Source organism: Roseovarius sp. A-2 (assembly GCF_002072155.1).
Taxonomy (GTDB): Bacteria; Pseudomonadota; Alphaproteobacteria; order Rhodobacterales; family Rhodobacteraceae; genus Roseovarius.
In genome coordinates, this window is record NZ_BDIY01000006.1 from 58512 (window position 1) to 79855 (window position 21344).

A 21344-nucleotide genomic window follows, 5' to 3' on the forward strand; every position below is an offset into this window, starting at 1 on the left:
CAAAACTAAGATTGTTGACAGGTTTCGCGGCGGCTGTACTCCGGAGAGAGGGAAGTAGGATGTTGATTGATTCGAGGGAGGGGTGGCGTGAGTAGCGTCAGTCGCGCAGAGCAGCAGGTTCAGGCCGCCATGAAAGCCGTCGAGACGGCAGCGGCGAGCGAGGCCGAGAAGGCCGAGATGCTGATGGAGATTGCGATGGGGCTGCAACAAAAGCCCGAGCGTGCCGAAGATCTCCATGCCGCGGTCGATCTGTACGAGCGTGCGATGGATCTTGCGCCTGCGGATGAGGTGCTGGGCATCGCCCGCATCCGCGCCCGTCTGGCCACCGCCCTGATGGCGCTGCCCGCCGAAGATGCGGCACCTCTGAAACGGGCGAAGGCGGAAATCGAGTTGGCGCTGGCGACCCTGACCGCCGAAGGCTCGGATGCCGAAGTGGCCGAGGCGGAGATGAATCTCGGTCTGATCTGCCAGACGCTCGCGGGGATGCGTCTTTTGCCCATCCAGCCTGCGATCAGCGCCTATCAGCGCGCGGCGCGGACCTTTGACAAGCTAGGCTACCCCAAGGAATTCGCGATCCTGCAAAACAATCTGGCCACAGCGTTTCTGTCGATGCCGTTCACCGACCAGAGTGGCAAGATGCGTGAGGCGCTGGCGGTACAGGCCTTCGAAGAGGCATTGGGTGTAGTCAACCTGATCGACCATCCCAGCGAATACGCGATGCTGCAAAACAACCTCGGCAACGCGCTGCAATATGTCTCGTCGTCACATCGGCTGGAGAACGGCTACCGCGCGCTGGAGGCCTATGACGAGGCGCTCAAGGTGCGCACGCCCCGCGACACGCCCGAGGAATACGCCAATACCATCGCCAACAAGGCGAACTGCCTGTCCAACCTGCCGGATGATCCGTCGAACCCCGATGGCGGCAATTTCGGCAACCTGACCGAGGCGGTGCGCCTGCTGGAGGAGGCGCGGGGCGTGTTCACGGCGCGCGGGGCATCTGACAAGGCGCAGGCGGTGGCGGAGGCCATTGCCGAGTTTACGACGGCGCTTGGGCCGTCGACAATTCTGGAACGGAGTGGACTGCAATGAGAACTGGAGATTTGAGGTGATCGGATTGATCGTGATCATGGCCCTGGTGCTGGGCCTACTGGCCGCGCTTGGAGCCGGGGCCGTATCGGGTCTGCGCATCGGCAAGGCGGCGCTTGGCGCGGACCTGGCCGCGTATATGGGCGCGCTTTACGGCGTGCTGGCAGGCAGTATTTCGGTCGTCGTGACGACGCTCATCCTGTTGATAATTTGAGGTGCTATCATGCTTGAAATGGTCATGAATTCCGCCCGGCAGTTTTTCGCGGGCACACTGTTCAAGGACAACAAGGCCGCGATACGGCAGCTTATGATCGCGGCGGCTCTGGGTGTTGTCGCCGGGGTTCTGGTCGGACTGGTGGCGCCGGTCTGGGCCGGTGCGATTGCGGCGGGTGCGGTGAGCGGGGCCGCTCTTCCGGTCCTCTACAAAGACCTGAAATACGCCTGACCGATGACCGACGCCTCGCCCCATGACGCGCAACGCCCGACGCTCGATCATCTGATCGGCGAATTGACCGCGTTGGAGATGCTGGCCGAGGGCTGGGACGAGGCGGCGCAGGGCGGCGCGCGGGCAAGGGCCGAGGCGGTCGATGCGCTCAACAGGGAGGCGTTCCGCCGCCTGATCCGTGCGCTGAAGGATCAGCCTGGCTTTGGCGCGGCCTTGAAGGAGGCGGCGCGCGACGAGGTGGTCTATGCGGTACTGCGCCGACACGGTATCCTGCGCCCATCGCTGTATGAACGGGTCGAGGCGGCGCTTGACAGCGTGCGTCCCGGTCTTGCCAGCCATGGCGGCGATGCTGAGGTTGTATCGGTGACGGGCAACCGGGCGGAAATCAGGTTCCTCGGTGCCTGCGATGGCTGCCCGGCGTCGCAACTGACCTTCTATGCCGGGGTCAAGAAAGCGATCCAGGATCAGGTGCCCGAGGTCACCGAGGTGAAACAGGCCAAGGGGCTGGGCGGTGGCGGCTCTGATACGGTGCAATTCACCTCGCCTTTCGCCAATTACGCCGAGACTGAATGGATCACGGCGCTGCCTCTGAGCGATCTGGCCGAGGGCGAGACCCGGTTTGTCGAGATCGCAAACCATTCCGTGATCCTGACGCGTTTTGCCGAAAAGGTCAGCTGTTTCCGCAATGCCTGTGCGCATATGGCGCTGGAGATGACGCAAGGAGAGATCCGCGACACGATCCTGACCTGTCCGCATCACGGCTTTCGCTACGCGCTGGACAGCGGTGAATGCCTGACCGCGCCCGAGGTTCAGCTGCAACCCCATGCAGTGCGCGTCAAGGGCGCGAATATCGAAGTGAGGCTGATCGCATGAGGGTCTCTCTGTCGCGTTCGTTCACCCCGCAAAAGGCACCGGGCACGGCCATTCCCGGCGCGCCCTTGTTGGAGGGGCAGGGCGCGCGGGTCATTCTGGGCAGTGACGGCGGCGCGCTGGTGCAGGCAATCACCCCGGCGCGGCACCTGATGTTCGGGCCGCGCGGCGTGTGCCTGCATCCTGACGGCTCGCTCTGGGTCAGCGATACCGGGCATCACCGCGTTTTGGGGTGGAAGACAGTGCCGACCGGCGATGATACGCCCGCCGACATCCTGATGGGTCAGCCCGCATTTGGCCGTGAGGGCCGCAATGCCAAGGGTGCGGTCGCGGCCAACACGCTGAACGTGCCCACCGGGATCACCGCCTTTCGCGGCGGGCTGGCGGTGGCCGACCCGTGGAACCACCGGGTGCTGATCTGGCGCGAGACGCCGACAGGCCCGGATCATGGCGCGGATATCGTTCTGGGCCAACCCGATGCCGCAAGTGCGCAGGCGAATGCGGGCCTGGCCCATGCGCGGGCGGACAGCCTGCACTGGCCTTACGGGGTGTCGGCGGATGGTGACCGGCTGATCGTTTGTGACACCGGGAACCGCCGTGTGCTGATCTGGAATGATCCGCAATCCACCGGTCAACCGGCGGATCTGGTTCTGGGGCAGCGCGATTTTACCTGCCGAGATGAGAACGCGGGCGAAGCGGTGTCGGAATTCTCGATGCGCTGGCCGCATATGGCGCTGGTCTGGCGGGGCGGGTTGGCCGTGGCGGATGCGGGCAACAACCGCGTGATGATCTGGGAGGGCTTTCCCAAGGAGAACGGCGCGCCCTGTCAAAGCGTGTTGGGGCAGGCCGATATGGCGGCCTGCGACCACAACATGGCGGCCTATTACCCAAGCGCACAGGCGATGAACATGCCTTATGCTCTGGCGGTTCTGGGCTCGCGGCTGGTGGTGGCGGACACGGCCAATTCTCGGTTGCTGGGGTTCGGGACGACGGCGATGGCCGAACCTGCCGACCGGCTGAGCGCGCAGCCCGATTTTGCCGCCAAGGGTGACAACCGTTGGGGCATCGCGGGGCGCGACACGCTGTGCTGGCCTTACGGTCTGTCGGCGCTCGGCTCGACGCTGGCCATCGCCGACAGCGGCAACAACCGCGTTCTGATCTGGGAGGCGGCCCTATGACCGGCGCGCGCATCACCGTGTGCGGTCAGGTGCAGGGCGTCGGCTTTCGCCCCACTGTCTGGCGGCTGGCGCAGGAGATGGGACTGACCGGCGATGTGAGCAATACCGGTGAGGGGGTGGTCATCCGGCTGTGGGGTGAGGGGGTGGCGACATTCCCCGATAAGCTGCACGGCGCGCTGCCGCCGCTGGCGCGGATCGAACGGCTCGATATGACCCCGCTGAGCGACCCGGCCCCGTGCCGTTTCGAGATAACCGCCTCGCAGGGTGGCGAGATGCGTGGCAGCGTTACGCCCGATGCCGCGACCTGCGCCGACTGTCTGGCAGAGATTCGCGATCCCTTCGCGAGGCGCTATCGCTATCCCTTCGCCAATTGCACCAATTGCGGCCCGCGTTTTTCCATCGTGCGCGCGGCCCCCTATGACCGCGACAAGACAACCATGGCCCCATTCGACATGTGCACGCCCTGTGCGGCCGAATATGGCGATCCGGCCGATCGCCGGTTTCATGCGCAGCCCATTGCCTGCGGTCGCTGCGGGCCAAATATCTGGATCGAGAAGCTGGGGTGTGGTGCCGTCAATCTCGAAGCGTTTTCGATGCTCGATGATGTGGATGCCACAGGCGGCATGATCCTGAACGGGCATATCGTCGCGATCCGGGGGCTGGGCGGGGTGCATCTGGCCTGTGATGCGACCAATTCCCGGGCGGTGGCCGAGTTGCGCCGACGCAAGGCGCGCGCGGGCAAGGCCTTTGCGCTGATGGTGCGCGATCTCGACGTGTTGCGCGCCTATTGCGAGGTGTCGGATGTCGAGGCGGACATACTTTCTGGCCCGGCGGCCCCCATTGTTCTGCTCAAGGCGCGCCCCAACAGCCTGCCCGAGGGAATCGCGCCGGGGCTGGACCGGTTGGGCGTTATGCTGCCTTACACGCCGTTCTATCATATGATCCTGCGGCGCATCGGACGCCCGGTGGTGATGACCAGCGGCAATCCGTCCGGGCAGCCGCAATGCACCGACAACCACGACACCCGCACGCGGCTGGCCGGGATCGCGGATTTCGCCTGCCTGCATGACCGCGACATCGCCAACCGGATCGACGACAGTGTTGTCCGCGTCGATCTGGGCCGGGCGCGGGTGCTGCGCCGGGCACGGGGCTATGCGCCGCAAGCGCTCGAATTGCCCGACGGCTTTGCCACTGCGCCGGATATTCTGGCGCTCGGGGCGGAGCAGAAGAACACGTTCTGCCTGATCAAGGACGGGCGCGCGATCCTGTCCCAGCATATGGGCGATCTGGAGGATGCGGCGACGCATGCGGATACGGCGCGCAACCTCGATCTCTATGCAAACCTTTTCGATCATGCGCCGGCGGTGGTCGCCGTGGACCTGCACCCGGCATATCTCTCGACGCAGCGCGGGTTCGAGATGGCGGATGGCCGCCCGGTGATCGAGGTGCAGCATCACCACGCGCATATTGCCGCCTGCCTGGCCGAGAACGCGCGTCCACTCGCGGCTGCGCCGGTGCTCGGAATCGCGCTCGACGGGACCGGGATGGGCGATGACGGCACGATCTGGGGCGGTGAATTCCTGATCTGCGACTATCGCGGATATCGGCGGGCGGGATGTCTGAAGCCGGTGGCCTTGCCCGGCGGTGCGGCGGCGGTGCGCGAACCGTGGCGCAATGCCTATGCCCATTTGATGGCCGAGATGGGCTGGGCGGAGTTTGCGATGAACTTTGCCGAACTGCCGCTTTTCGAGCGGATGCAAGCGCTGCCCCGTGACACGCTCGACGCAATGATCCGGTCGGGTACCAATGCGCCCTTGGCCTCGTCCTGCGGGCGGTTGTTCGATGCGGCGGCGGCCATCGCGGGCTTGGCCTGGGATCGGCAGGATTACGAGGGCGAGGCGGCGATGCGGTTCGAGGCGGCGCTCGACCCGGCTGCGCTGAATGAGTCGGATGACCTGGCCTACCCGTTCTCGATCCCGCTGATGGGGGGCAGGGGCCTGCCCTATATCGAGCCGCTGGCGGTCTGGCGGGCGATGCTGGGTGATCTGGTCTTGCAGACCCCGGTCGGCACGATGTCGGCGCGGTTTCATCGCGGGCTGGCGCAGGCCGTTGTCGACATGGCGCGGCGGCTGACTGCCGACACGGCCATCGACACCGTCGCCCTGTCGGGCGGCTGTTTTCAGAACAAGACGCTGTTCGAGCTGATCCATCACGGGCTGGAGCGGGCCGGGCTCAGGGTGCTGAGCCATGCCGATTATCCGGCGAATGACGGCGGCATTTCACTGGGGCAGGCCGTGATCGCCCTGGCAACCACGCAAGCGGAGGACGCATCATGTGCCTAGGAATACCAGGACAGATCACCGGGATATCGGACCCGGTGCGCAAGCTGGCCACGGTCGATATCTCGGGGGTGACGCGCGAGGTGAATGTCGCCTGCATCGCCGGTGATGCCCCGCTGGAGGATCTGGTCGGCGCATGGGCGCTGATCCATGTCGGCTTTGCCATGAGCCGGATCAACGAGGAAGAGGCGGCGCTGACGCTGGAGGTTCTGCGTGAACTCGGCGAGGCGCAGGAAGAGATCGAGGCGATGCGGGCCAGCGCGGCCATGCTGTCGGCCGCGTCATGAGATATGCCGACGAATTCCGCGATCCGGTAGCCGCGCGCGGCGTGCTGGCCGCGATTGCCCGCGTGATCGACGAGATCGGCGCGACACGCGACAAGCCGGTGCATATCATGGAAATCTGCGGCGGGCACACCCATGCGATCTTTCGCTACGGGCTCGATAAGCTGACGCCGCCGGGGCTGGAATTCATCCATGGGCCGGGTTGCCCGGTCTGCGTGCTGCCGATGAGCCGGGTCGATGAGTGCGTCCAGATCGCCGAGGACCCTCGAGTGATATTCACTACGTTCGGCGATGCGATGCGGGTTCCGGGCACGCGAAAATCACTGATCCAGGCCAAGGCGGACGGCGCGGATATCCGTATGGTCTATTCGCCGCTCGACGCGCTGGAACTGGCGCGCCGCAACCCGGAGCGCGAGGTGGTGTTCTTCGGCCTCGGGTTCGAGACGACCACCCCCGCGACTGCCCTGTCGATCCTGCAGGCCGATGCCGAGGGGCTGACGAATTTCACGATCTTCTGCAATCACATCACGGTGCCGCCCCCCATCAAGGCGCTCTTGGATGATCCGCATATGGTGCTCGACGGGTTCGTCGGTCCCGGCCATGTGTCGATGGTGATCGGCACAAGACCCTACGAGTTCATCGCGCGCGATTACGGCAAGCCAATTGTCGTGGCGGGGTTCGAGCCGCTCGATCTGTTGCAATCGGTGCTGATGGTACTGGAACAGATCCGCGACGGGCGCGCCGAGGTGCAAAATCAGTATGCGCGGATCGTGCCGGAGGAGGGCAATCCGGTCTCGATCGCGGCCTGCGCCGAGGTTTACGAACCGCGCCCGAGCTTCGAATGGCGGGGACTGGGCGAAATCGAAGCCAGCGGCTTGCGTATTCGCGACCGCTACCGGGCCTATGATGCCGAGATCAGGTTCGACATCGGCTATGGGCGCAATGCGTCCTTCACCGAAGAGCAGGAGGGATGCGCCTGCGGCGATGTCATGACCGGGCGGATCAAGCCGCATGCCTGCCCACAATTCGGCACGGGCTGCACGCCCGAAATGCCGCTGGGTGCGCTGATGGTCAGCTCAGAAGGGGCCTGTGCCGCTTATTATCAATATGGCAGCCTTGATCTGGAGCCGGTCGAATGAACCGGATGAGCCGCCAGCCCAGACGCGTGATCGCCGACAAGGTGACCCTGGCCCATGGCGGTGGCGGCAAGGCGATGCGTGACTTGATCGAGGATGTGTTCACATCCGTGTTCGCCCCGCAGAGCATGGAGGATCAGGCCCGTCTGAGAGATGCGGCCCTCGCCGCGCCCGGCGCGCGAGTGGCCTTTACCACGGATTCCTTTGTCGTCTCGCCAATGGAATTTCCCGGTGGGGATATCGGCAAGATCGCCGTCTGCGGCACCGTGAACGATCTGGCGGTCGGCGGGGCCCGGCCACTGTGGCTGTCGGCAGCCTTCATCATCGAAGAAGGCGTCGAGATCGCCACGTTGCGCCGGATCGCCGCCTCAATGCAGGCTGCAGCGGAGGCGGCGGGGGTGTGCATCGTGACCGGCGATACCAAGGTCGTGGGCAAGGGCTCTGGCGATGGGGTGTTTATCACCACATCAGGCATTGGCGTGATCCCGGCGGGCTGCGAGATGTGGGCCGAAACCGTGCAGCCTGGCGATGTTGCCATCGTCAACGGCGTGCTGGGGGATCATGGCGCGGCGATTCTGGCGGCGCGGGGCGATATGGCGCTCAGCACCGAGATTCCGTCGGATTGTCAGCCACTCAACCATCTGATGGCGGCGGTTTTGGCGGCCGCGCCGGGCACGCGGGTGGCGCGGGACGCGACGCGTGGCGGGCTGGCCTCGGCCCTCAACGAGATCGCCGAGGCCGCCGGCGTCGGGATCGAGATCGGCGAGGAGGTGCTGCCGCTGCGCACCGAGGTCAAGGGGGTGTGCGAGATTCTCGGGCTCGACCCGCTCTACCTCGCCAATGAGGGCACGCTGGTGATTTTCGTGCCCGAGGATCAGGCGGATGCCGCGCTTGCGGCGATGCGCGCCGATGCTGCGGGTCGCGGCGCGGTGATCATCGGCACGGCCACCGCCCGACATCCCCGAACCGTGGTGATGAAAACCGTCTTTGGCGGGCTGCGCGTCGTCGACATGCTCGTCGGCGAGCAGCTTCCGAGGATCTGCTGAATGAACCGAACCAACCAAGGGAGACCCAAAATGAACAGATATCTGACTGGCGGCATCGCCGCCCTCATGGCCCTCGCGCCCGTTGCCGCGATGGCCCATACCGGCACCGGTGGCACTCTCGCCGCGACGCACGGGTTTCTGCACCCGCTGAGCGGGCTGGACCATGTTCTCGCGATGATCGCCGTCGGTGTATTTGCCGCGCAGCTTGGGGGCCGGGCACTCTGGGCGGTGCCGGTGGCCTTCGTGCTTGCCATGGTGGCGGGCGGCGCTCTGGGCTATGCTGGCATGACCTTGCCGATGGTCGAACCGGGGATCGCGCTGTCGGTGATCGTTATGGGCGTTGCCGTGGCGGCGGGGCTGAGGCTGCCGATGGGGGCCGCGATGGCGCTGGTCGCTGTCTTTGCGGTGTTTCATGGACATGCTCATGGCGCCGAGGGCGCGGGGGCGGGATCGTTCGCGGGTTACGCTGTCGGTTTCGTCGCGGCAACGGCCCTCTTGCATGGCGCGGGTATCGTGCTGAGCCTGTTGCTGGACCGGATGAGCGGGTCCGCGGCGCTCAATTCGAAACGCCTCATGGGCAGCGCGGGCGCGCTGGCCGGGGCTGCGATCCTGATTGGATGATGGAGTGCGCGGGCCGGGAGTGTCCTTGCCCGCGCGTTATCCTGAAACAGCGAGGGCCCGAGCATGCATGAGCTGGGACTGGCGCGCAGTATCGCCGCCATCGCGGAGGAAAACGCGCATGGCCGAAGGATCAGGGAAGTCCGCGTTGCGATCGGGCCGCTGGCCTGTGTGGAACGCGGCGCGCTGGCCTTTTGCTGGGACCTTGTGACCGAGGAAACCGCCGTCGCGGGGGTGTCGCTGGGCTTTCTCGAGGCCGAAAACGATACATTCGTGGTGCGCGAAATTGAATTCATGGAGGACAGTTGATGTGCGGCATATGCGGTTGCGCCGATCCGGCGAACGAGGTTTCAATGACCGACCCGGAGACCGGACTGAAGACGCTGATCAGGAACGAGCACGAGCACGAGCACGGCCACAACCATGCGCAGGCGCATGATCATCATCACGAAGGCGATGACGCACCGCATGTGCATGGCCCCGGTGGCGAGGTCATTTCGCTGGAAACCGCGATTCTGGGCAAGAACAATGAAATCGCGACCCGCAATCGTGGCTGGTTCGAGGGGCGCGGCGTGATTGCGCTCAACATCGTGTCCTCGCCGGGTTCCGGCAAGACGACGTTGCTGGAGGCGACGATCCGGCGGATGCGCGGCCGCGCCGAGATCGCCGTCATCGAGGGCGATCAGATGACATCGAATGATGCCGAGCGGATCCGCGAGGCCGGGGCCCGCGCGATCCAGATCAATACCGGGGCGGGATGCCACCTGGAGGCGGACATGATCGCCTCGGCGGTGAAATCGCTCGATCCAGCGGCAGGGACCATTCTGATGATCGAGAATGTCGGCAACCTGGTCTGCCCGGCGATGTTCGATCTGGGTGAAAAGATGAAGATCGCGGTTATCTCGACCACCGAGGGCGAGGACAAGCCGACGAAATATCCACATATGTTCCGCGCCGTGGACTGGGTCGTGATCAACAAGATGGACCTCGCACCCCATGTCGACTTTGACGAAGCATCCTGCCGCCAGAACATATTGGACGTCAATCCAAAGGCGGAGATACTCTGCGTCTCGGCGCGGACGGGTGATGGCATGGACGCGTGGTGTAGCAGGTTGGCTAACTTGCTCAAGGAGTTTGCAAGAGCCGGGGCTTGACTGCTGTGAGATGACCATTCTGTTCAGCGTCGCGGTTGATGTGATTCAGGATTGAACGAACCCGCTGACGCGGGAGGGGCGTCCTTGATATACTTTTCCGCCCCCCCAAGCACACGGCGCTGCACCGCGATATGTTTCTTCGCCCAATTAGCCCTCTCCGATCCTTGATCCTCGATCGGACGGGCAGGGTGGTAGTCCTCATACATCGCCCAGAGGTGCCCGATTGCGGTATTTTCCACGTCGCGGCGATGGCGACCGCGCAGGGCGAGTGCCGCCTTCTCGTTTGACATGCGGATGCCGCGCATGATCTGGCCATAGGTCGCGTCGCGGTCATCGTCATTGTAGCGGGCGCGTGGATCGACACCGCGCTGGATTTCAGGAAGCAGGATGTCACGGGCGATGGCGCGCGCCTCGTTTGCCTTGGTCACGTCGGCGCGGCCGATCTTGACGCGCATGAAACTCCCCTCGCTTTCCGCCGCCGCGTAGTCGGTCTTGGTTCGACGTCCGAACGACAGGTTGAACCCTGCAAGGCCCGTGTCGTGATATCAGTCGGTGGGATCCTGGAATGGCAGGCCGTCCGCAAAGGCCTGGGTGATCTTAGTGTGCGGCATGGTCGCGCTCCGAGCTTGACGGAGTTTTGCCCCCTAAGTCGCCATCGTTGTCGGGCCTTGTCGGTAGATGCCACAACCGAAATCAGGGGGTAAGTTTCTGAAATACAAGGTGGACACCGAACATCGCATAATGTCGGTAGTTGGGCAGTAATGATTAGAAGTCAGCTGCTCGATCCAGTTGAGCTTTGGGATCGAGATCAAAGCTTAATCTTGCGCGAACGGGTCCCCGGGATAGACCACCCCTGCAAGGTAGAGCCCGTGCGGCGGGGCGACCGGGCCGCAGGCCGCTCGGTCGCGCGCCACGAGTGCCGCGCGCACCTGATCGGGGGGCCAGGCACCCGCACCGACGCGCTCCAGCGTGCCGACGAAACTGCGCACTTGATTGTGCAGGAAGGATCGTGCGGCGAGGCGGAAATGCAATTCCGGCCCGGTGGGCGTCGCGACCTCCTCGATCTCCAACCGGTCGAGCGTCTTGACCGGGCTCGCGGCCTGGCAGATTGACGAGCGGAAGGTAGTGAAATCGTGATGCCCCACCAGATGCGCGGCGCCCGCGCGCATCGCCGCGATATCAAGCTCGCGCCGCACCTGCCAGACGCACCCCGCCTCGATGGTGAGCGGCGCGCGACGGGTGCTGACCCGGAATTGGTAGCGCCGCCCCGTGGCCGAGAACCGTGCGTGCCAATCCCCGGCCACCCGCGCACAGGCGGTAATCGCCACCGGCGCGGGCTTGAGGTGGTAGTTCAGCGCCTCGGACAGGCGGAACGGCGACCAGTCCTGCGTCAGATCGCAATGCGCGACCTGCGCCAGCGCATGCACGCCCGCATCGGTGCGCCCGGCGGCGGCGATGGTATGTGGCCCCGGTTCCAGTCGGGCCAGCGCGGCCTCGATCGCGCCCTGAACCGAGGGCTGATCGGCCTGCCGCTGCCATCCGGCAAAGGGCGCGCCGTAATATTCGACCTGTAGGGCGTAGCGGGGCATGGTCCTCCGGCGGGGTTGCAACGTGGTTCGGTCCTTTTGTCGTGGATCCGGGGCGTGGGGCAAGCGCAATTTTCGGTGCTTTCCCTCGGTCGTGCGGCGGTGTAAGCGGGATTTGAGCCGATTTGGAGTGCCGTGCATGGACGTTCCCTTTCCCGAGACAGGCCTGCTGTTGCAGATGCTGGCGATGCTGCTGGTGATCGGCGGGGTCGCCGGTGCGCTGGCCGGGCTACTGGGTGTGGGCGGCGGTATCGTGCTGGTGCCGGCGTTCTTCTACGCCTTCAAGACGCTTGGCTATGACGGACCGCAGCTGATGCAGATCTGTCTTGCCACCTCGCTTGCGACGATCATCGTCACCTCGCTGCGCTCGGTGCTCGGCCATCATCGGAAAGGGGCCGTTGACTGGGCGATCCTGCGTGGATGGGCCCCGTGGATTGCGGCGGGGGCACTTGTTGGCGTGCTGATCGCGGCCAACCTGCGCTCGACCACGTTGCAGGGGCTGTTCGGTGCCCTGGGCGTGGTGATCGGGCTGCATCTCGGCTTTGGCCGGTCGGATTGGCGGTTGGGCGAAGCGATGCCGGGCGGGATCGCGCGCGCGCTGATCGCGCCGGTGCTGGGTTTTATCTCGGTGCTGATGGGGATCGGCGGAGGTGGGATCGGGGTGTCGGTGATGAGCCTTTACAACGTGCCGCTGCACCGCGCGGTGGCCACGGCGGCGGGGTTCGGCGTGACCATCGCCGCACCCTCGGTTCTGGCGTTTCTCTTTCTAGAGATCGCGCCCGGGCAGCGCCCGCCGCTCACTGTCGGGGCGGTCAATCTTGTGGCCTTTACCGTGGTCATCGCCATGACGCTGATCACCGCGCCCTGGGGCGTGCGGCTGGCGCATGCAATGGATCCCAAACCGCTCAAACGGGTCTTTGCGCTGTTCCTGACGCTGGTGGCGCTCAACATGCTGCGCAAGGCCCTGGGATGGTAGAGGAACTGGTGCAGAAGGGCTGGGCGCAGTTCCCGCCCGAGCCGGCGCTGCGCGACTGGTCGGAGGTTGCGCGCAGGGTGGCGCTGGCGCGCATTGCCGAGCCTGAGGAGCGCGCGCAATGGCTGCAATGCGAGGGGACGTGGTTCGTTGGTATCGACACGCTGTCCAATGATGCGCAGGGGAGGGTGGACGGCTCGCCAGCGCTGTCTGGGATCGCGGTTTCGGTGGCCACGGCGCTTTACGGCCGGTTGCCGCTGCACCGGGGACAGGTGTCGGTGATCTATCCCGGCTATCCCCGGCCGCGCAAGGGCGAGGGCGAGGGTGCCTTTCGGTATCGCCAGAAGCGGGATGCGGCGCATGTCGACGGGCTGTTGGCCGTAGGCGATGCGCGTCGGCGCATGCTGCGCGAGCGTCACGCCTACATCCTTGGGCTGCCGCTGACGCAGGCCGGGCCAGGGGCCAGCCCGATGGTGGTCTGGGAGGGCAGCCATCACATCATGCGCCGCGCCTTTGCCGGGGCGCTGGAGCAGGTGGAGCCGCGCGACTGGGGTGCGGTCGATCTGACGGAGATCTATCATGCTGCGCGTCGTGAGGCGTTTGAGACCTGCGCGCGTGTGCCCTTGCCTGCGAGTCCTGGTGCGGCCTATCTGGTGCACCGGATGGCGTTGCATGGCGTGGCCCCGTGGGAGCGCGGGGCAGAGGCCCCGCCCGAGGGGCGCATGGTGGCCTATTTTCGCCCCGAATTTGGGGATAGCAGCTGTGCGGATTGGCTGAACCTGCCGTGATGGCGGTAGCATGTTGCCGGATGCTTATGGCGTGAAGCGGACATAGCACCCCGCCAGAAGGTGCCGCGTGATCGCAGGGCCGGGGACTGGCGATGCGACGGTCGTGGCACGTGCTTTATGCCAGCCTAGTCATTGTAGCCTCGACACGTTGCGCACCCTATCAAATCGCCAGGCCGCGGGACGGCCCGGCGATCGCGCGGCACCTTCAGTGCGTTTCGCGCGGGATGCGCAAACGGCAGCAACAGGTCAAACCCGTCTCAGACGAGATGCCCATCCGCGCCCAGTACGCTCTTGCCGCGCAGATAAGGGTGCAGCACCTCTGGCAGGCGCACCGAGCCGTCCGCCTGCTGGCCGTTCTCCAGCACCGCGATCAGCGCGCGCCCCACGGCCAGCCCCGAGCCATTCAGCGTATGCACGAATTCCGGCTTGCCGCCGCCTGCGGGCCTGAACCGCGCGTTCATCCGCCGGGCCTGAAAATCGCCGCAGACCGAGACTGACGAAATCTCTCGATACATGTTCTGTCCGGGCAGCCAGACCTCGATGTCATGGGTGCGCCGCGCGCCGAAGCCCGTGTCGCCGGTGCACAGCACGACGGTGCGATAGGGCAGGCCGAGCCGTTCCAATATGCCCTCGGCGCAAGCCGTCATGCGGTCCAGCTCGTCGCGGCTGGCCTCGGGATGGGTGATCGACACCATCTCGACCTTCTCGAACTGGTGCTGGCGCAGCATGCCTGCCGTGTCGCGCCCCGCCGAGCCTGCCTCGGAGCGGAAGCACTGCGTGTGCGCCACCATCCGGCGTGGCAGGTTGTTCTCGTCCACCGTCTCACCATGCACGAGGTTGGTCAGCGTCACCTCGGCCGTCGGCACCAGCCACCAGCCATTGGTGGTGCGATAGCTGTCCTCGCCGAATTTTGGCAACTGCCCGGTGCCGCGCATCATCTCGTCGCGCACCAGCACCGGTGTCCAGGTCTCGGTCAGACCATTCTCCTCGACATGCGTGTCGATCATGAACTGCGCGAGGGCGCGGTGAAGGCGCGCCACCGACCCCGAGAGCACGACAAAGCGGCTACCCGAGAGCTTGGCGGCGCTTTCGAAATCCATGCCCGGCCTGACGCCCGCGATCTCGTAATGCTCGCGCGCGTCGAAATCGAGCACCGGGGGCGTGCCCCAGCGGCGCAGCTCGACATTGTCGGCCTCGTCCGCGCCATCGGGCACGTCGTCATGGGGCAGGTTGGGCATCCCCATCAGCATCTCGGTCAGCTGCGCGTCGAGATCCTTGGCCTCGGCCTGCATCGCCGCCACCTCGGCCTTCTTCTCGCCCACCAGCACGCGCAGCCGGGCAAACTCGGCCTCGTCGCCGCGCGCCTTGGCGGCACCCACCTCCTTGGAGGCGCGGTTCTGATCGGCCTGCGCGGTCTCGGCGGCGCTGATCCGGGCGCGCCGCGCCTCATCGAGCGAGAGCACCGGGCCGGAGGCGTTCTGCACCCCGCGCCGCGCCATCGCGGCGTCGAAAGCGGCGGGGTTCTCGCGGATCGCGCGGATGTCATGCATGGGCTTGGTCCTCATGAGGCTCGGATTCGTTTCGCGCCTCATACCCGAGATTTCGGCGCAGGTGTAGGGTGCGTTTCGATGCGCGTCATGTCGGGGTCCGAGGCCTGGCGCGAAAAATGAAAATTCGCGCATGGGGCGCTTGACGAGGGCCGGTCTGCCGCATAGAAGCGCACCACGCCCGAGGGATCGGGTGGGCAGTGAGCGGTTGTAGCTCAGTTGGTTAGAGTACCGGCCTGTCACGCCGGGGGTCGCGGGTTCGAGTCCCGTCAACCGCGCCACCGCTGCCCTTGATGATCCCGATGCGTGAGATGCGCGGTTGTAGCTCAGTTGGTTAGAGTACCGGCCTGTCACGCCGGGGGTCGCGGGTTCGAGCCCCGTCAACCGCGCCACTCTCCTCGAAAATCCCGACCATCTGGCAGTGGCTCAGACCACCAGCACCGGCACTTCCGACAGACCCGTTACCTTGTGCGAGACGCTGCCCAGCAGGTAGCCTTCCACCGAACCCATGCCGCGGCTGCCGATCACGATTAGGTCGTTGTCGTGCTCCTTGGCAAAGCGCACAATGGTGCGCGAGGTGGGGCCGGATTTGACGAAGGCGCGGACCCGGCTGAAGCCCGCATCAATCGCGTGTTTCTTGGCGTAATCGGCGACTTCCTTGGCATGGGTCGACATGATGTCGTCGAGATTTCCGGGATCGGTGGGCCGCACCATCGAGAGCGACGCCTCGAGCATCGAATGGTGGCGATAGACCGTCAGGATGGTCAGCGCCGCATCGGTAAGGCGGGCCATTTCCATCGCGTGGTCAAGCGCCACTTTTGCATTGGGCGAGCCGTCGAAAGGAACAAGGATCGATTTGAACATGGGTGTTCTCCTCGGGGTTATTTCGCAAAGGCCAGATCGCGCAGGAAGAGGGCGATCTGCGGGAAATAGATCAGTGCCACGGCCACCGATAACAAGATGAGGATGAAGGGCGGCGTGCCACGGATCACCTCCCAATAGGGGCGTTTGAAGACCGCGATAGCCGTGAAGATGTCACAGCCAAAGGGTGGCGTCGCTGAGCCGATGGCGACCTGTAGCGTGATGATCGTGCCCACAAGCACCGGGTCGAGACCCACCGAGTTCACCACCGGTGCGAAGATCGGCACCATGACGAGAATCACAACGATCGGATCGACGAACATGCAGCCGACAAAGAACGCGATGGAGATGACGAAGAGAACGCCGACCGGTCCCATCTCGTCGATGCCGATGGAGCCGAGGATTTCCTGCGGGATCTGGGCAAAGGAAATCACCCAGGAAAATGCAGCACCCACGCCCACGAGAATGAACACCACCGCCGTGATCAGCCCGGTGGACTTCGCCGTGTCATAGACGCCCGAAAGGTCGAGAGAGCGGAACACCAGCACTTCGAGGATGAGAGCGTAGAGCACGCAGGCCGCCGCCGCCTCGGTGGGCGAGAAAATGCCGCCATAGATACCGCCGATGATGATCGCCGGAAAGCCGAGCGGCCAAAGCGCGTATTGGATGGCGCGGGCGCGGTCGGGCCAGCTTGTCTTGGGTTCGGTGGGCACATTGTTGCGCACCGCGTAGATCCACGAATAGATCGAGAAGAGCAGCAGGATCAGCAGCCCCGGCCCGATGCCCGCGATGAACAGCTCCGCAATCGAGGTGTTGGAGACGACGCCGTAGATGATCATCCCGATGGAGGGCGGGATCAGGAAGGCGATGTCGGACGAATTGACGATCAGCGCGAGGATGAAGCTGTCGTTATAGCCGGCCTTCTGCATCCGGGGCCGCAGCGGCGAGCCGATGGCCACGACCGTGGCCTGGGTGGAGCCCGAAACCGCGCCGAACATCGTGCAGGCCGCCGCCGTCGAGACCGCGAGCCCGCCCTTGAGGTGGCCCACGAAGGCCATCACGAGGTCGATGAGCCGCCCCGCCGATTGGCCGCGCGTCATGATATCGGCGGCAAAGATGAACATCGGCACCGCAATGAGCGAAGCCGGGCGGATGCCCGCCATGATCTGCTGGATCATCGTCTCAAGCTGACCAAAGCCGCCGAAGAGCGTGTAGAAGCCCACGAAGGCGCCTACGATGAGCGGGATCATCATCGGAAAACCCAGAAGCAGCAGGACGATCATGATCGAGAAAATCGTTGCGGCCATGGCTCAGACCTCCATCTCGTTGTCGTCATATCCCTCAAGCACGGCAGTCGAGAGGTAGATATCCTTGGACAGGATGTTCTTGATCGCCGTGAGCAGGTATTGCAGCCCGGTCATGAAGAAGCCGACCGGCACCCAGACGAGGGTGATCCAGACCGGAATTTGCAGCGAGGGCAGGACACGACCGCGACCCGCCTGCGTCAGGATGTACTGGAACGAGTAATAGCACAGCCCCAGCATGAACACCGCCGTCACCAGCGCGATGACGATCATCATGACTTTGCGCACCTTGGAGGGCAATGCGTCGTAGATCGCCGACATGCGGATGTGACGGCCCTGTCGCGCGGCATAGCTGATGCCCGCGAAGGTGATCAGGATGATCAGGATGCGGTTGAGTTCCTCGGAAAAGAACAGGCTGTTCTGAAAGACGAAGCGCCCGATCACGTTGGCAACGGTATTGGCGGCCATGAGCAGCACGCCGACGGCGAGCATGATCGCCTCGACGCGGGCGATCAGCGTGTCGATGGTGCCCAGAACGCCGGGCAGCGTGGAGACATAGGTATCTGGCGGAGGCAAGCCCCGGGCGTTTTGTTCCGGCGGTGCCGCGCCGTCCGTTTCAGGCTTGTCGCTCACGGCTGACCCTCCCCGTGAAAATCATTTGTCAACTATGGGTGCGGGGGCGGCGCAATGCGGGCCGCCCCCGATATGGTGCCGCTGTTATTCGGTCACGGCCTCAAGGTCGGCCTTCATCTGGTCAAGGATTGCCTTGCCGCTGTCGCCGGTCATCTCGATAAAGCGGTCATCGACCTTTTCACCCGCCTCGATGAACGGCTGACGCTGCTCTTCGCTCAGCACGTTGATTTCGATCTCGGGCTTGGCTTCCTTGATCTTCTCTATGCTCTCTTCGTGCAGCCCTTGCTGGTAGTCGATGATGTGATCGAATGCCACGTCGATGGCATCCTGCACGACCTGCTGCTCTTCGTCCGAGAGACCGTCATAGAAGTCCTGATTGGCCATCACGGCAGTGGTGAAGTTGCTGTGGCCCAGACAGGTGATCACCGCGGAGACCTCATACATGTTGGCGGACCAGTTCCAGAACATCGGGTTTTCCTGGCCCTGGATGATGCCGGTCTGGAGCGCGCCGTAAACCTCGCCCCACGGCAGCGGCGTGGGTGTCGCGCCAAACGCCCGATAGCTCTCGACAAGCAGCGGGTTGGTCATCACGCGCACCTTGACCTCGTTGAGGTCGGCGGGTTCGGTCACCGGCTTCTGCGTGGTCACGCAGACCTCGCCTTCGGGGAACATGGTCAGCAGTTCCAGCCCCTGTTCGGCGTAAAGCTCGGGGAACATCTCGTTGACTGCCTTCGATGTGCGGAAGAATTCGCCGAGTTCCTGGGTGTCCTGCGGCAGCAGATAGGGGACGAAAAAGACCTGCGCCTCGGGGATAAGCGAGCCGGTGAAGCCCGGGCTCTGGTCAACGAATTGCAGGATTCCGGCCTGCGCCTGTTCCATCGTGTCGGCGGATTCGCCAAGCGTGCCATAGGGGAAGAGTTGCACCGTGTGATCGGTATTGGCCTCGACTTCTTCCTTGAATTTCTGGGCAAAGACGCCCTGCACGTCCTCAAGCGCCTCTTCGAAGGCGTAGCGCCATGTATCTGCCGTCGCGGCGGTCGCGCTAAGGGCCAGAATACTGGTGGTGGCGAGCGCCGTGAATGTACGTTTGACGACTGTGGTCATGATCTTCTCCCTGCAAATAACCTATCCCTTTGAGCCTGTCGCGAACTGACCGCGTTGTCAAATGGGACTCGTAAGCCGTTGAAAAAACATGGCATATACTGGTTTTCAGGAGAGTTGCGCGTGTCGCTTTTCGCCTTATTCAACGCGCGCGCGCGGTCAAAAACGACTGTAGGGCGGCGCAGGTCGCGGTGGCGTCGGTGTCCGGGAAAAAGTGCCCGCCGGGGATCGCCTGGGCCTGCATATGGCGGCATTTCGGTGCCCATGTGGCGGCCACGTCGAAGTGCTCGGCCATGGCTCCGGAGGCCCCGAAGAGGACGAGCGCGGGGCAGGAAATTTGCGCCTCGGAGTCCGCCTCGTCATCGGCGATGTCGAGGGTGAGCGTGGCACGGTAATCGTTGCACATGCCGCGAATCACGTCCGGGTCGCGCCAGGCGGCGCGATATTGCGAGAGTTGGCGCGCGTCGAAATCCGACAATTGCGCGCCGCCCCAGCCAAGCAGGCAGGACTGGAAATAGCGGTCCGGGTCGGCGGCGATCATGGTGTCGGGAAAGGGTTCGGGCTGGGCGAGAAAGAACCAGTGATAGTAGGATTTGGCCACCTGCCAGCGCAGGTCCGAGAGCAGCGTATGGGTGGGGATGATGTCCATCAGGGTGAGGGTCGTCACGCGGTCGGGCGCGTCGAGCGTCAACCGATGCGCCACCCGCGCGCCGCGATCATGACCGACAAGATCAAAGGTTGCGTGGCCGAGGCTGTCCATTAGTGCCAGCATCGCGCGCGCCATGGCGCGGAAGCTGTAGGCGGCGAGGTCTTGCGGCTTGTTTGACGCACCATAGCCCGGCAGGTCGGGGCAGATCACGGTATGGGTTTGCGCCAGCACAGGCGCAATCCGCGCCCACATGGCGCGGGTCTGCGGAAAGCCGTGCAGGAGCAGAAGCGGCGGGCCCTCGCCGCCGATGCTGTAGGCGAGGGGGCCAGTGTGGTGGTCGGTGAAGCCGGGGATCATCCGGCGAGCGCGTCAAGCACCCGTGCCCATGACCTGATGCCCTTGTGAAAGCTCGACACATTGTACTTCTCGTTGGGAGAGTGGATGGCGTCATCCTCCTGCGCGAAGCCGATGAGCATCCCATCCAGCCCGAGAATCTCCTTGAAATATCCCGCGATGGGGATGGAGCCGCCCATGCCGGTGAGCACCGCCTCGCGGTCCCACTCGTCCGACAGCGCCTGACGCGCGGCCTCGAATTCGGGGCGGCCGGTGTTCATCACGGCGGCAGGGGAGCCGTCGAGATCCTGGTTCCAGGTCACTTTCGCGTCGGGGGACAGCCGGTCTTCGACATGTTTGCGGATCTTGCTGCGCAACGTGTCGGGGTCCATGTCACCGACGAGGCGGCAGGTCAGTTTGCAATGCGCCTCGCTTGGGATGACGGTCTTGGTGCCGGCCCCCTGATAGCCGCCCCAGAGGCCGTTGATCTCCAGCGTCGGGCGCGCCCATTGCTGGACCAGTGTGGAGTAGCCCGCCTCGCCATGCGCACGCGTCATGCCGACCGAGGAAAGGTAGTCGTGTTCGTCGAAACCGCAGTTCTCCCATTGGCGAAGCAAGTCGGCGGGCACCTCGTGGACGCCCTCGTAAAAACCCTCGACCGCAACGCGGCCCTGATCGTCATGGAAGGACGCGATAAGGCGGGATATTTCGCGCAAGGGGTTGAGGGCGGGGCCACCGTAGTGGCCCGAATGCAGGTCGATGTGCGGGCCGGTAATGGTGAATTCATCCTTGAGCATGCCGCGCAGTTGCGAGGCGATGGAAGGCACGCCGGGGGCGACCATCGAGGTGTCGCAGATCAGCGCCAGATCGGCGGTGAGTTCGTCCGCGTTGTCGCGCATGAAAGGGATGAGCGAAGGTGAGCCTGATTCTTCCTCGCCCTCGAAGAAGAAGGTGATGCGGCAGGGCAGGGTGCCGGTCACGTCCTTGTAGGCGCGGCAGGCCTCGACAAAGGTCATCAATTGGCCTTTGTCATCCGAGGCACCGCGTGCGCGGATCACTTTTCCGTGGGGCGTGTCCTGGATTTCAGGGGTGAACGGGTCAGTATGCCACAGGTCGAGCGGGTCGACCGGCTGCACATCGTAATGGCCATAGAACAGCAGGTGCGGGCCGGTGGCGCCATCCGGCCCATCGACATGGCCCACGACCATAGGGCGGCCCGATGTGGGGCGTTTTTCTGCTTTTACACCAAGGCTTTGCAGATCTTTGACCAGCCAGTCCGCCGCCGCATTGCATTCTGCGTTATAGGCTGGGTCGGTGGAGATTGAGGGGATGCGAAGCAACCCCGACAGCCGGTCGAGGGCTGAGGGCAACTGGTCGTCGATGCGGGTGAGAACGGCGGAAAGGGACATGGCT

Annotated in this window: 23 protein-coding genes and 2 tRNA genes; 16 read left to right on the forward strand and 9 right to left on the reverse strand. The window is 64.5% G+C overall.

The window, feature by feature from the left end:
* Window positions 1-87: 87 nt before the first annotated feature.
* The 12 genes from BHD06_RS09510 to hypB all read left to right on the forward strand — a co-directional run bounded on the left by BHD06_RS09510 (window position 88) and on the right by hypB (window position 10156).
* Window positions 88-1089, forward strand: a complete 1002-nt coding sequence (locus BHD06_RS09510) for a hypothetical protein (RefSeq protein WP_080456766.1) — start codon at window positions 88-90, stop codon at window positions 1087-1089.
* 16 nt (window positions 1090-1105) lie between these two features.
* Window positions 1106-1300, forward strand: coding sequence for a hypothetical protein (locus BHD06_RS09515; RefSeq protein WP_080456767.1), 195 nt, complete (start codon window positions 1106-1108; stop codon window positions 1298-1300).
* Between the two features lie 9 nt (window positions 1301-1309).
* Window positions 1310-1531: a hypothetical protein gene (locus tag BHD06_RS09520; RefSeq protein ID WP_139784681.1), complete on the forward strand. Its 222-nt coding sequence runs from the start codon at window positions 1310-1312 to the stop codon at window positions 1529-1531.
* 3 nt (window positions 1532-1534) lie between these two features.
* The gene (locus BHD06_RS09525) at window positions 1535-2404 is read left to right on the forward strand and encodes a NifU family protein (RefSeq protein WP_080456769.1); all 870 of its coding nucleotides are present in this window, start codon (window positions 1535-1537) and stop codon (window positions 2402-2404) included.
* The gene (locus BHD06_RS09530; RefSeq protein WP_080456770.1) at window positions 2401-3579 is read left to right on the forward strand and encodes a hypothetical protein; all 1179 of its coding nucleotides are present in this window, start codon (window positions 2401-2403) and stop codon (window positions 3577-3579) included. The genes BHD06_RS09525 and BHD06_RS09530 overlap by 4 nt, the downstream gene beginning before the upstream one ends.
* Entirely contained in the window at window positions 3576-5921 is a 2346-nt protein-coding gene (hypF, locus tag BHD06_RS09535; protein WP_080456771.1) for a carbamoyltransferase HypF, read from the forward strand. Before BHD06_RS09530 ends, hypF begins: the two co-directional genes overlap by 4 nt.
* Window positions 5912-6205 (forward strand): HypC/HybG/HupF family hydrogenase formation chaperone, encoded by a 294-nt coding sequence (locus BHD06_RS09540; protein ID WP_080456772.1) that lies wholly within the window; start codon window positions 5912-5914, stop codon window positions 6203-6205. The genes hypF and BHD06_RS09540 overlap by 10 nt, the downstream gene beginning before the upstream one ends.
* Window positions 6202-7341 (forward strand): hydrogenase formation protein HypD, encoded by a 1140-nt coding sequence (gene hypD, locus BHD06_RS09545; protein WP_080456773.1) that lies wholly within the window; start codon window positions 6202-6204, stop codon window positions 7339-7341. The genes BHD06_RS09540 and hypD overlap by 4 nt, the downstream gene beginning before the upstream one ends.
* 5 nt (window positions 7342-7346) lie before the next feature.
* Window positions 7347-8384, forward strand: a complete 1038-nt coding sequence (hypE, locus tag BHD06_RS09550; protein WP_376764847.1) for a hydrogenase expression/formation protein HypE — start codon at window positions 7347-7349, stop codon at window positions 8382-8384.
* Window positions 8385-8414: 30 nt separating this feature from the next.
* The gene (locus BHD06_RS09555; protein WP_080456775.1) at window positions 8415-9005 is read left to right on the forward strand and encodes a HupE/UreJ family protein; all 591 of its coding nucleotides are present in this window, start codon (window positions 8415-8417) and stop codon (window positions 9003-9005) included.
* A gap of 63 nt (window positions 9006-9068) precedes the next feature.
* On the forward strand, window positions 9069-9311 hold the full coding sequence (locus BHD06_RS09560) for a hydrogenase maturation nickel metallochaperone HypA (protein WP_080456776.1): 243 nt from the start codon (window positions 9069-9071) through the stop codon (window positions 9309-9311).
* A 44-nt stretch (window positions 9312-9355) separates the two neighbouring features.
* The gene (hypB, locus tag BHD06_RS09565; protein ID WP_254892373.1) at window positions 9356-10156 is read left to right on the forward strand and encodes a hydrogenase nickel incorporation protein HypB; all 801 of its coding nucleotides are present in this window, start codon (window positions 9356-9358) and stop codon (window positions 10154-10156) included.
* 23 nt (window positions 10157-10179) lie between these two features.
* Here the strand turns inward: hypB and BHD06_RS09570 are convergent, their stop codons facing one another.
* Window positions 10180-10611, reverse strand: a complete 432-nt coding sequence (locus BHD06_RS09570) for a hypothetical protein (RefSeq protein WP_080456778.1) — start codon at window positions 10609-10611, stop codon at window positions 10180-10182.
* A gap of 360 nt (window positions 10612-10971) precedes the next feature.
* Window positions 10972-11745 carry a tRNA pseudouridine(38-40) synthase TruA gene (truA, locus tag BHD06_RS09575; protein ID WP_080456779.1) on the reverse strand — a complete coding sequence of 258 codons (774 nt, stop codon included), beginning with the start codon at window positions 11743-11745 and terminating at the stop codon, window positions 10972-10974.
* Between the two features lie 136 nt (window positions 11746-11881).
* On the opposite strand from truA, the gene BHD06_RS09580 reads away from it, so the two are divergent.
* Both BHD06_RS09580 and BHD06_RS09585 read left to right on the forward strand, forming a co-directional pair.
* Window positions 11882-12718: a sulfite exporter TauE/SafE family protein gene (locus tag BHD06_RS09580; RefSeq protein ID WP_080456780.1), complete on the forward strand. Its 837-nt coding sequence runs from the start codon at window positions 11882-11884 to the stop codon at window positions 12716-12718.
* On the forward strand, window positions 12712-13503 hold the full coding sequence (locus tag BHD06_RS09585; protein WP_080456781.1) for a hypothetical protein: 792 nt from the start codon (window positions 12712-12714) through the stop codon (window positions 13501-13503). The genes BHD06_RS09580 and BHD06_RS09585 overlap by 7 nt, the downstream gene beginning before the upstream one ends.
* Before the next feature lie 257 nt (window positions 13504-13760).
* On the opposite strand, the gene serS is transcribed toward BHD06_RS09585, so the two are convergent.
* Window positions 13761-15053, reverse strand: a complete 1293-nt coding sequence (gene serS / locus BHD06_RS09590) for a serine--tRNA ligase (protein WP_176214323.1) — start codon at window positions 15051-15053, stop codon at window positions 13761-13763.
* A 201-nt stretch (window positions 15054-15254) separates the two neighbouring features.
* On the opposite strand from serS, the gene BHD06_RS09595 reads away from it, so the two are divergent.
* Window positions 15255-15331, forward strand: a tRNA-Asp gene (locus BHD06_RS09595).
* Between the two features lie 34 nt (window positions 15332-15365).
* A tRNA-Asp gene (locus BHD06_RS09600) sits at window positions 15366-15442 on the forward strand.
* A 34-nt stretch (window positions 15443-15476) separates the two neighbouring features.
* Here BHD06_RS09600 and BHD06_RS09605 read toward each other — a convergent pair.
* The 6 genes from BHD06_RS09605 to BHD06_RS09630 form a co-directional block, all read right to left on the reverse strand.
* Window positions 15477-15914, reverse strand: coding sequence for a universal stress protein (locus BHD06_RS09605; RefSeq protein WP_080456783.1), 438 nt, complete (start codon window positions 15912-15914; stop codon window positions 15477-15479).
* Between the two features lie 17 nt (window positions 15915-15931).
* Window positions 15932-17218 carry a TRAP transporter large permease gene (locus tag BHD06_RS09610; protein ID WP_080456784.1) on the reverse strand — a complete coding sequence of 429 codons (1287 nt, stop codon included), beginning with the start codon at window positions 17216-17218 and terminating at the stop codon, window positions 15932-15934.
* A 3-nt stretch (window positions 17219-17221) separates the two neighbouring features.
* The gene (locus tag BHD06_RS09615; protein WP_080456876.1) at window positions 17222-17791 is read right to left on the reverse strand and encodes a TRAP transporter small permease; all 570 of its coding nucleotides are present in this window, start codon (window positions 17789-17791) and stop codon (window positions 17222-17224) included.
* 141 nt (window positions 17792-17932) lie between these two features.
* Complete coding sequence (dctP, locus tag BHD06_RS09620; RefSeq protein ID WP_080456785.1) at window positions 17933-18952, reverse strand: TRAP transporter substrate-binding protein DctP; 1020 nt, start codon at window positions 18950-18952, stop codon at window positions 17933-17935.
* A gap of 139 nt (window positions 18953-19091) precedes the next feature.
* Window positions 19092-19955: an alpha/beta fold hydrolase gene (locus BHD06_RS09625; RefSeq protein WP_080456786.1), complete on the reverse strand. Its 864-nt coding sequence runs from the start codon at window positions 19953-19955 to the stop codon at window positions 19092-19094.
* Entirely contained in the window at window positions 19952-21340 is a 1389-nt protein-coding gene (locus BHD06_RS09630) for a M20/M25/M40 family metallo-hydrolase (protein ID WP_080456787.1), read from the reverse strand. The genes BHD06_RS09625 and BHD06_RS09630 overlap by 4 nt, the downstream gene beginning before the upstream one ends.
* Between the last annotated feature and the right edge of the window lie 4 nt (window positions 21341-21344).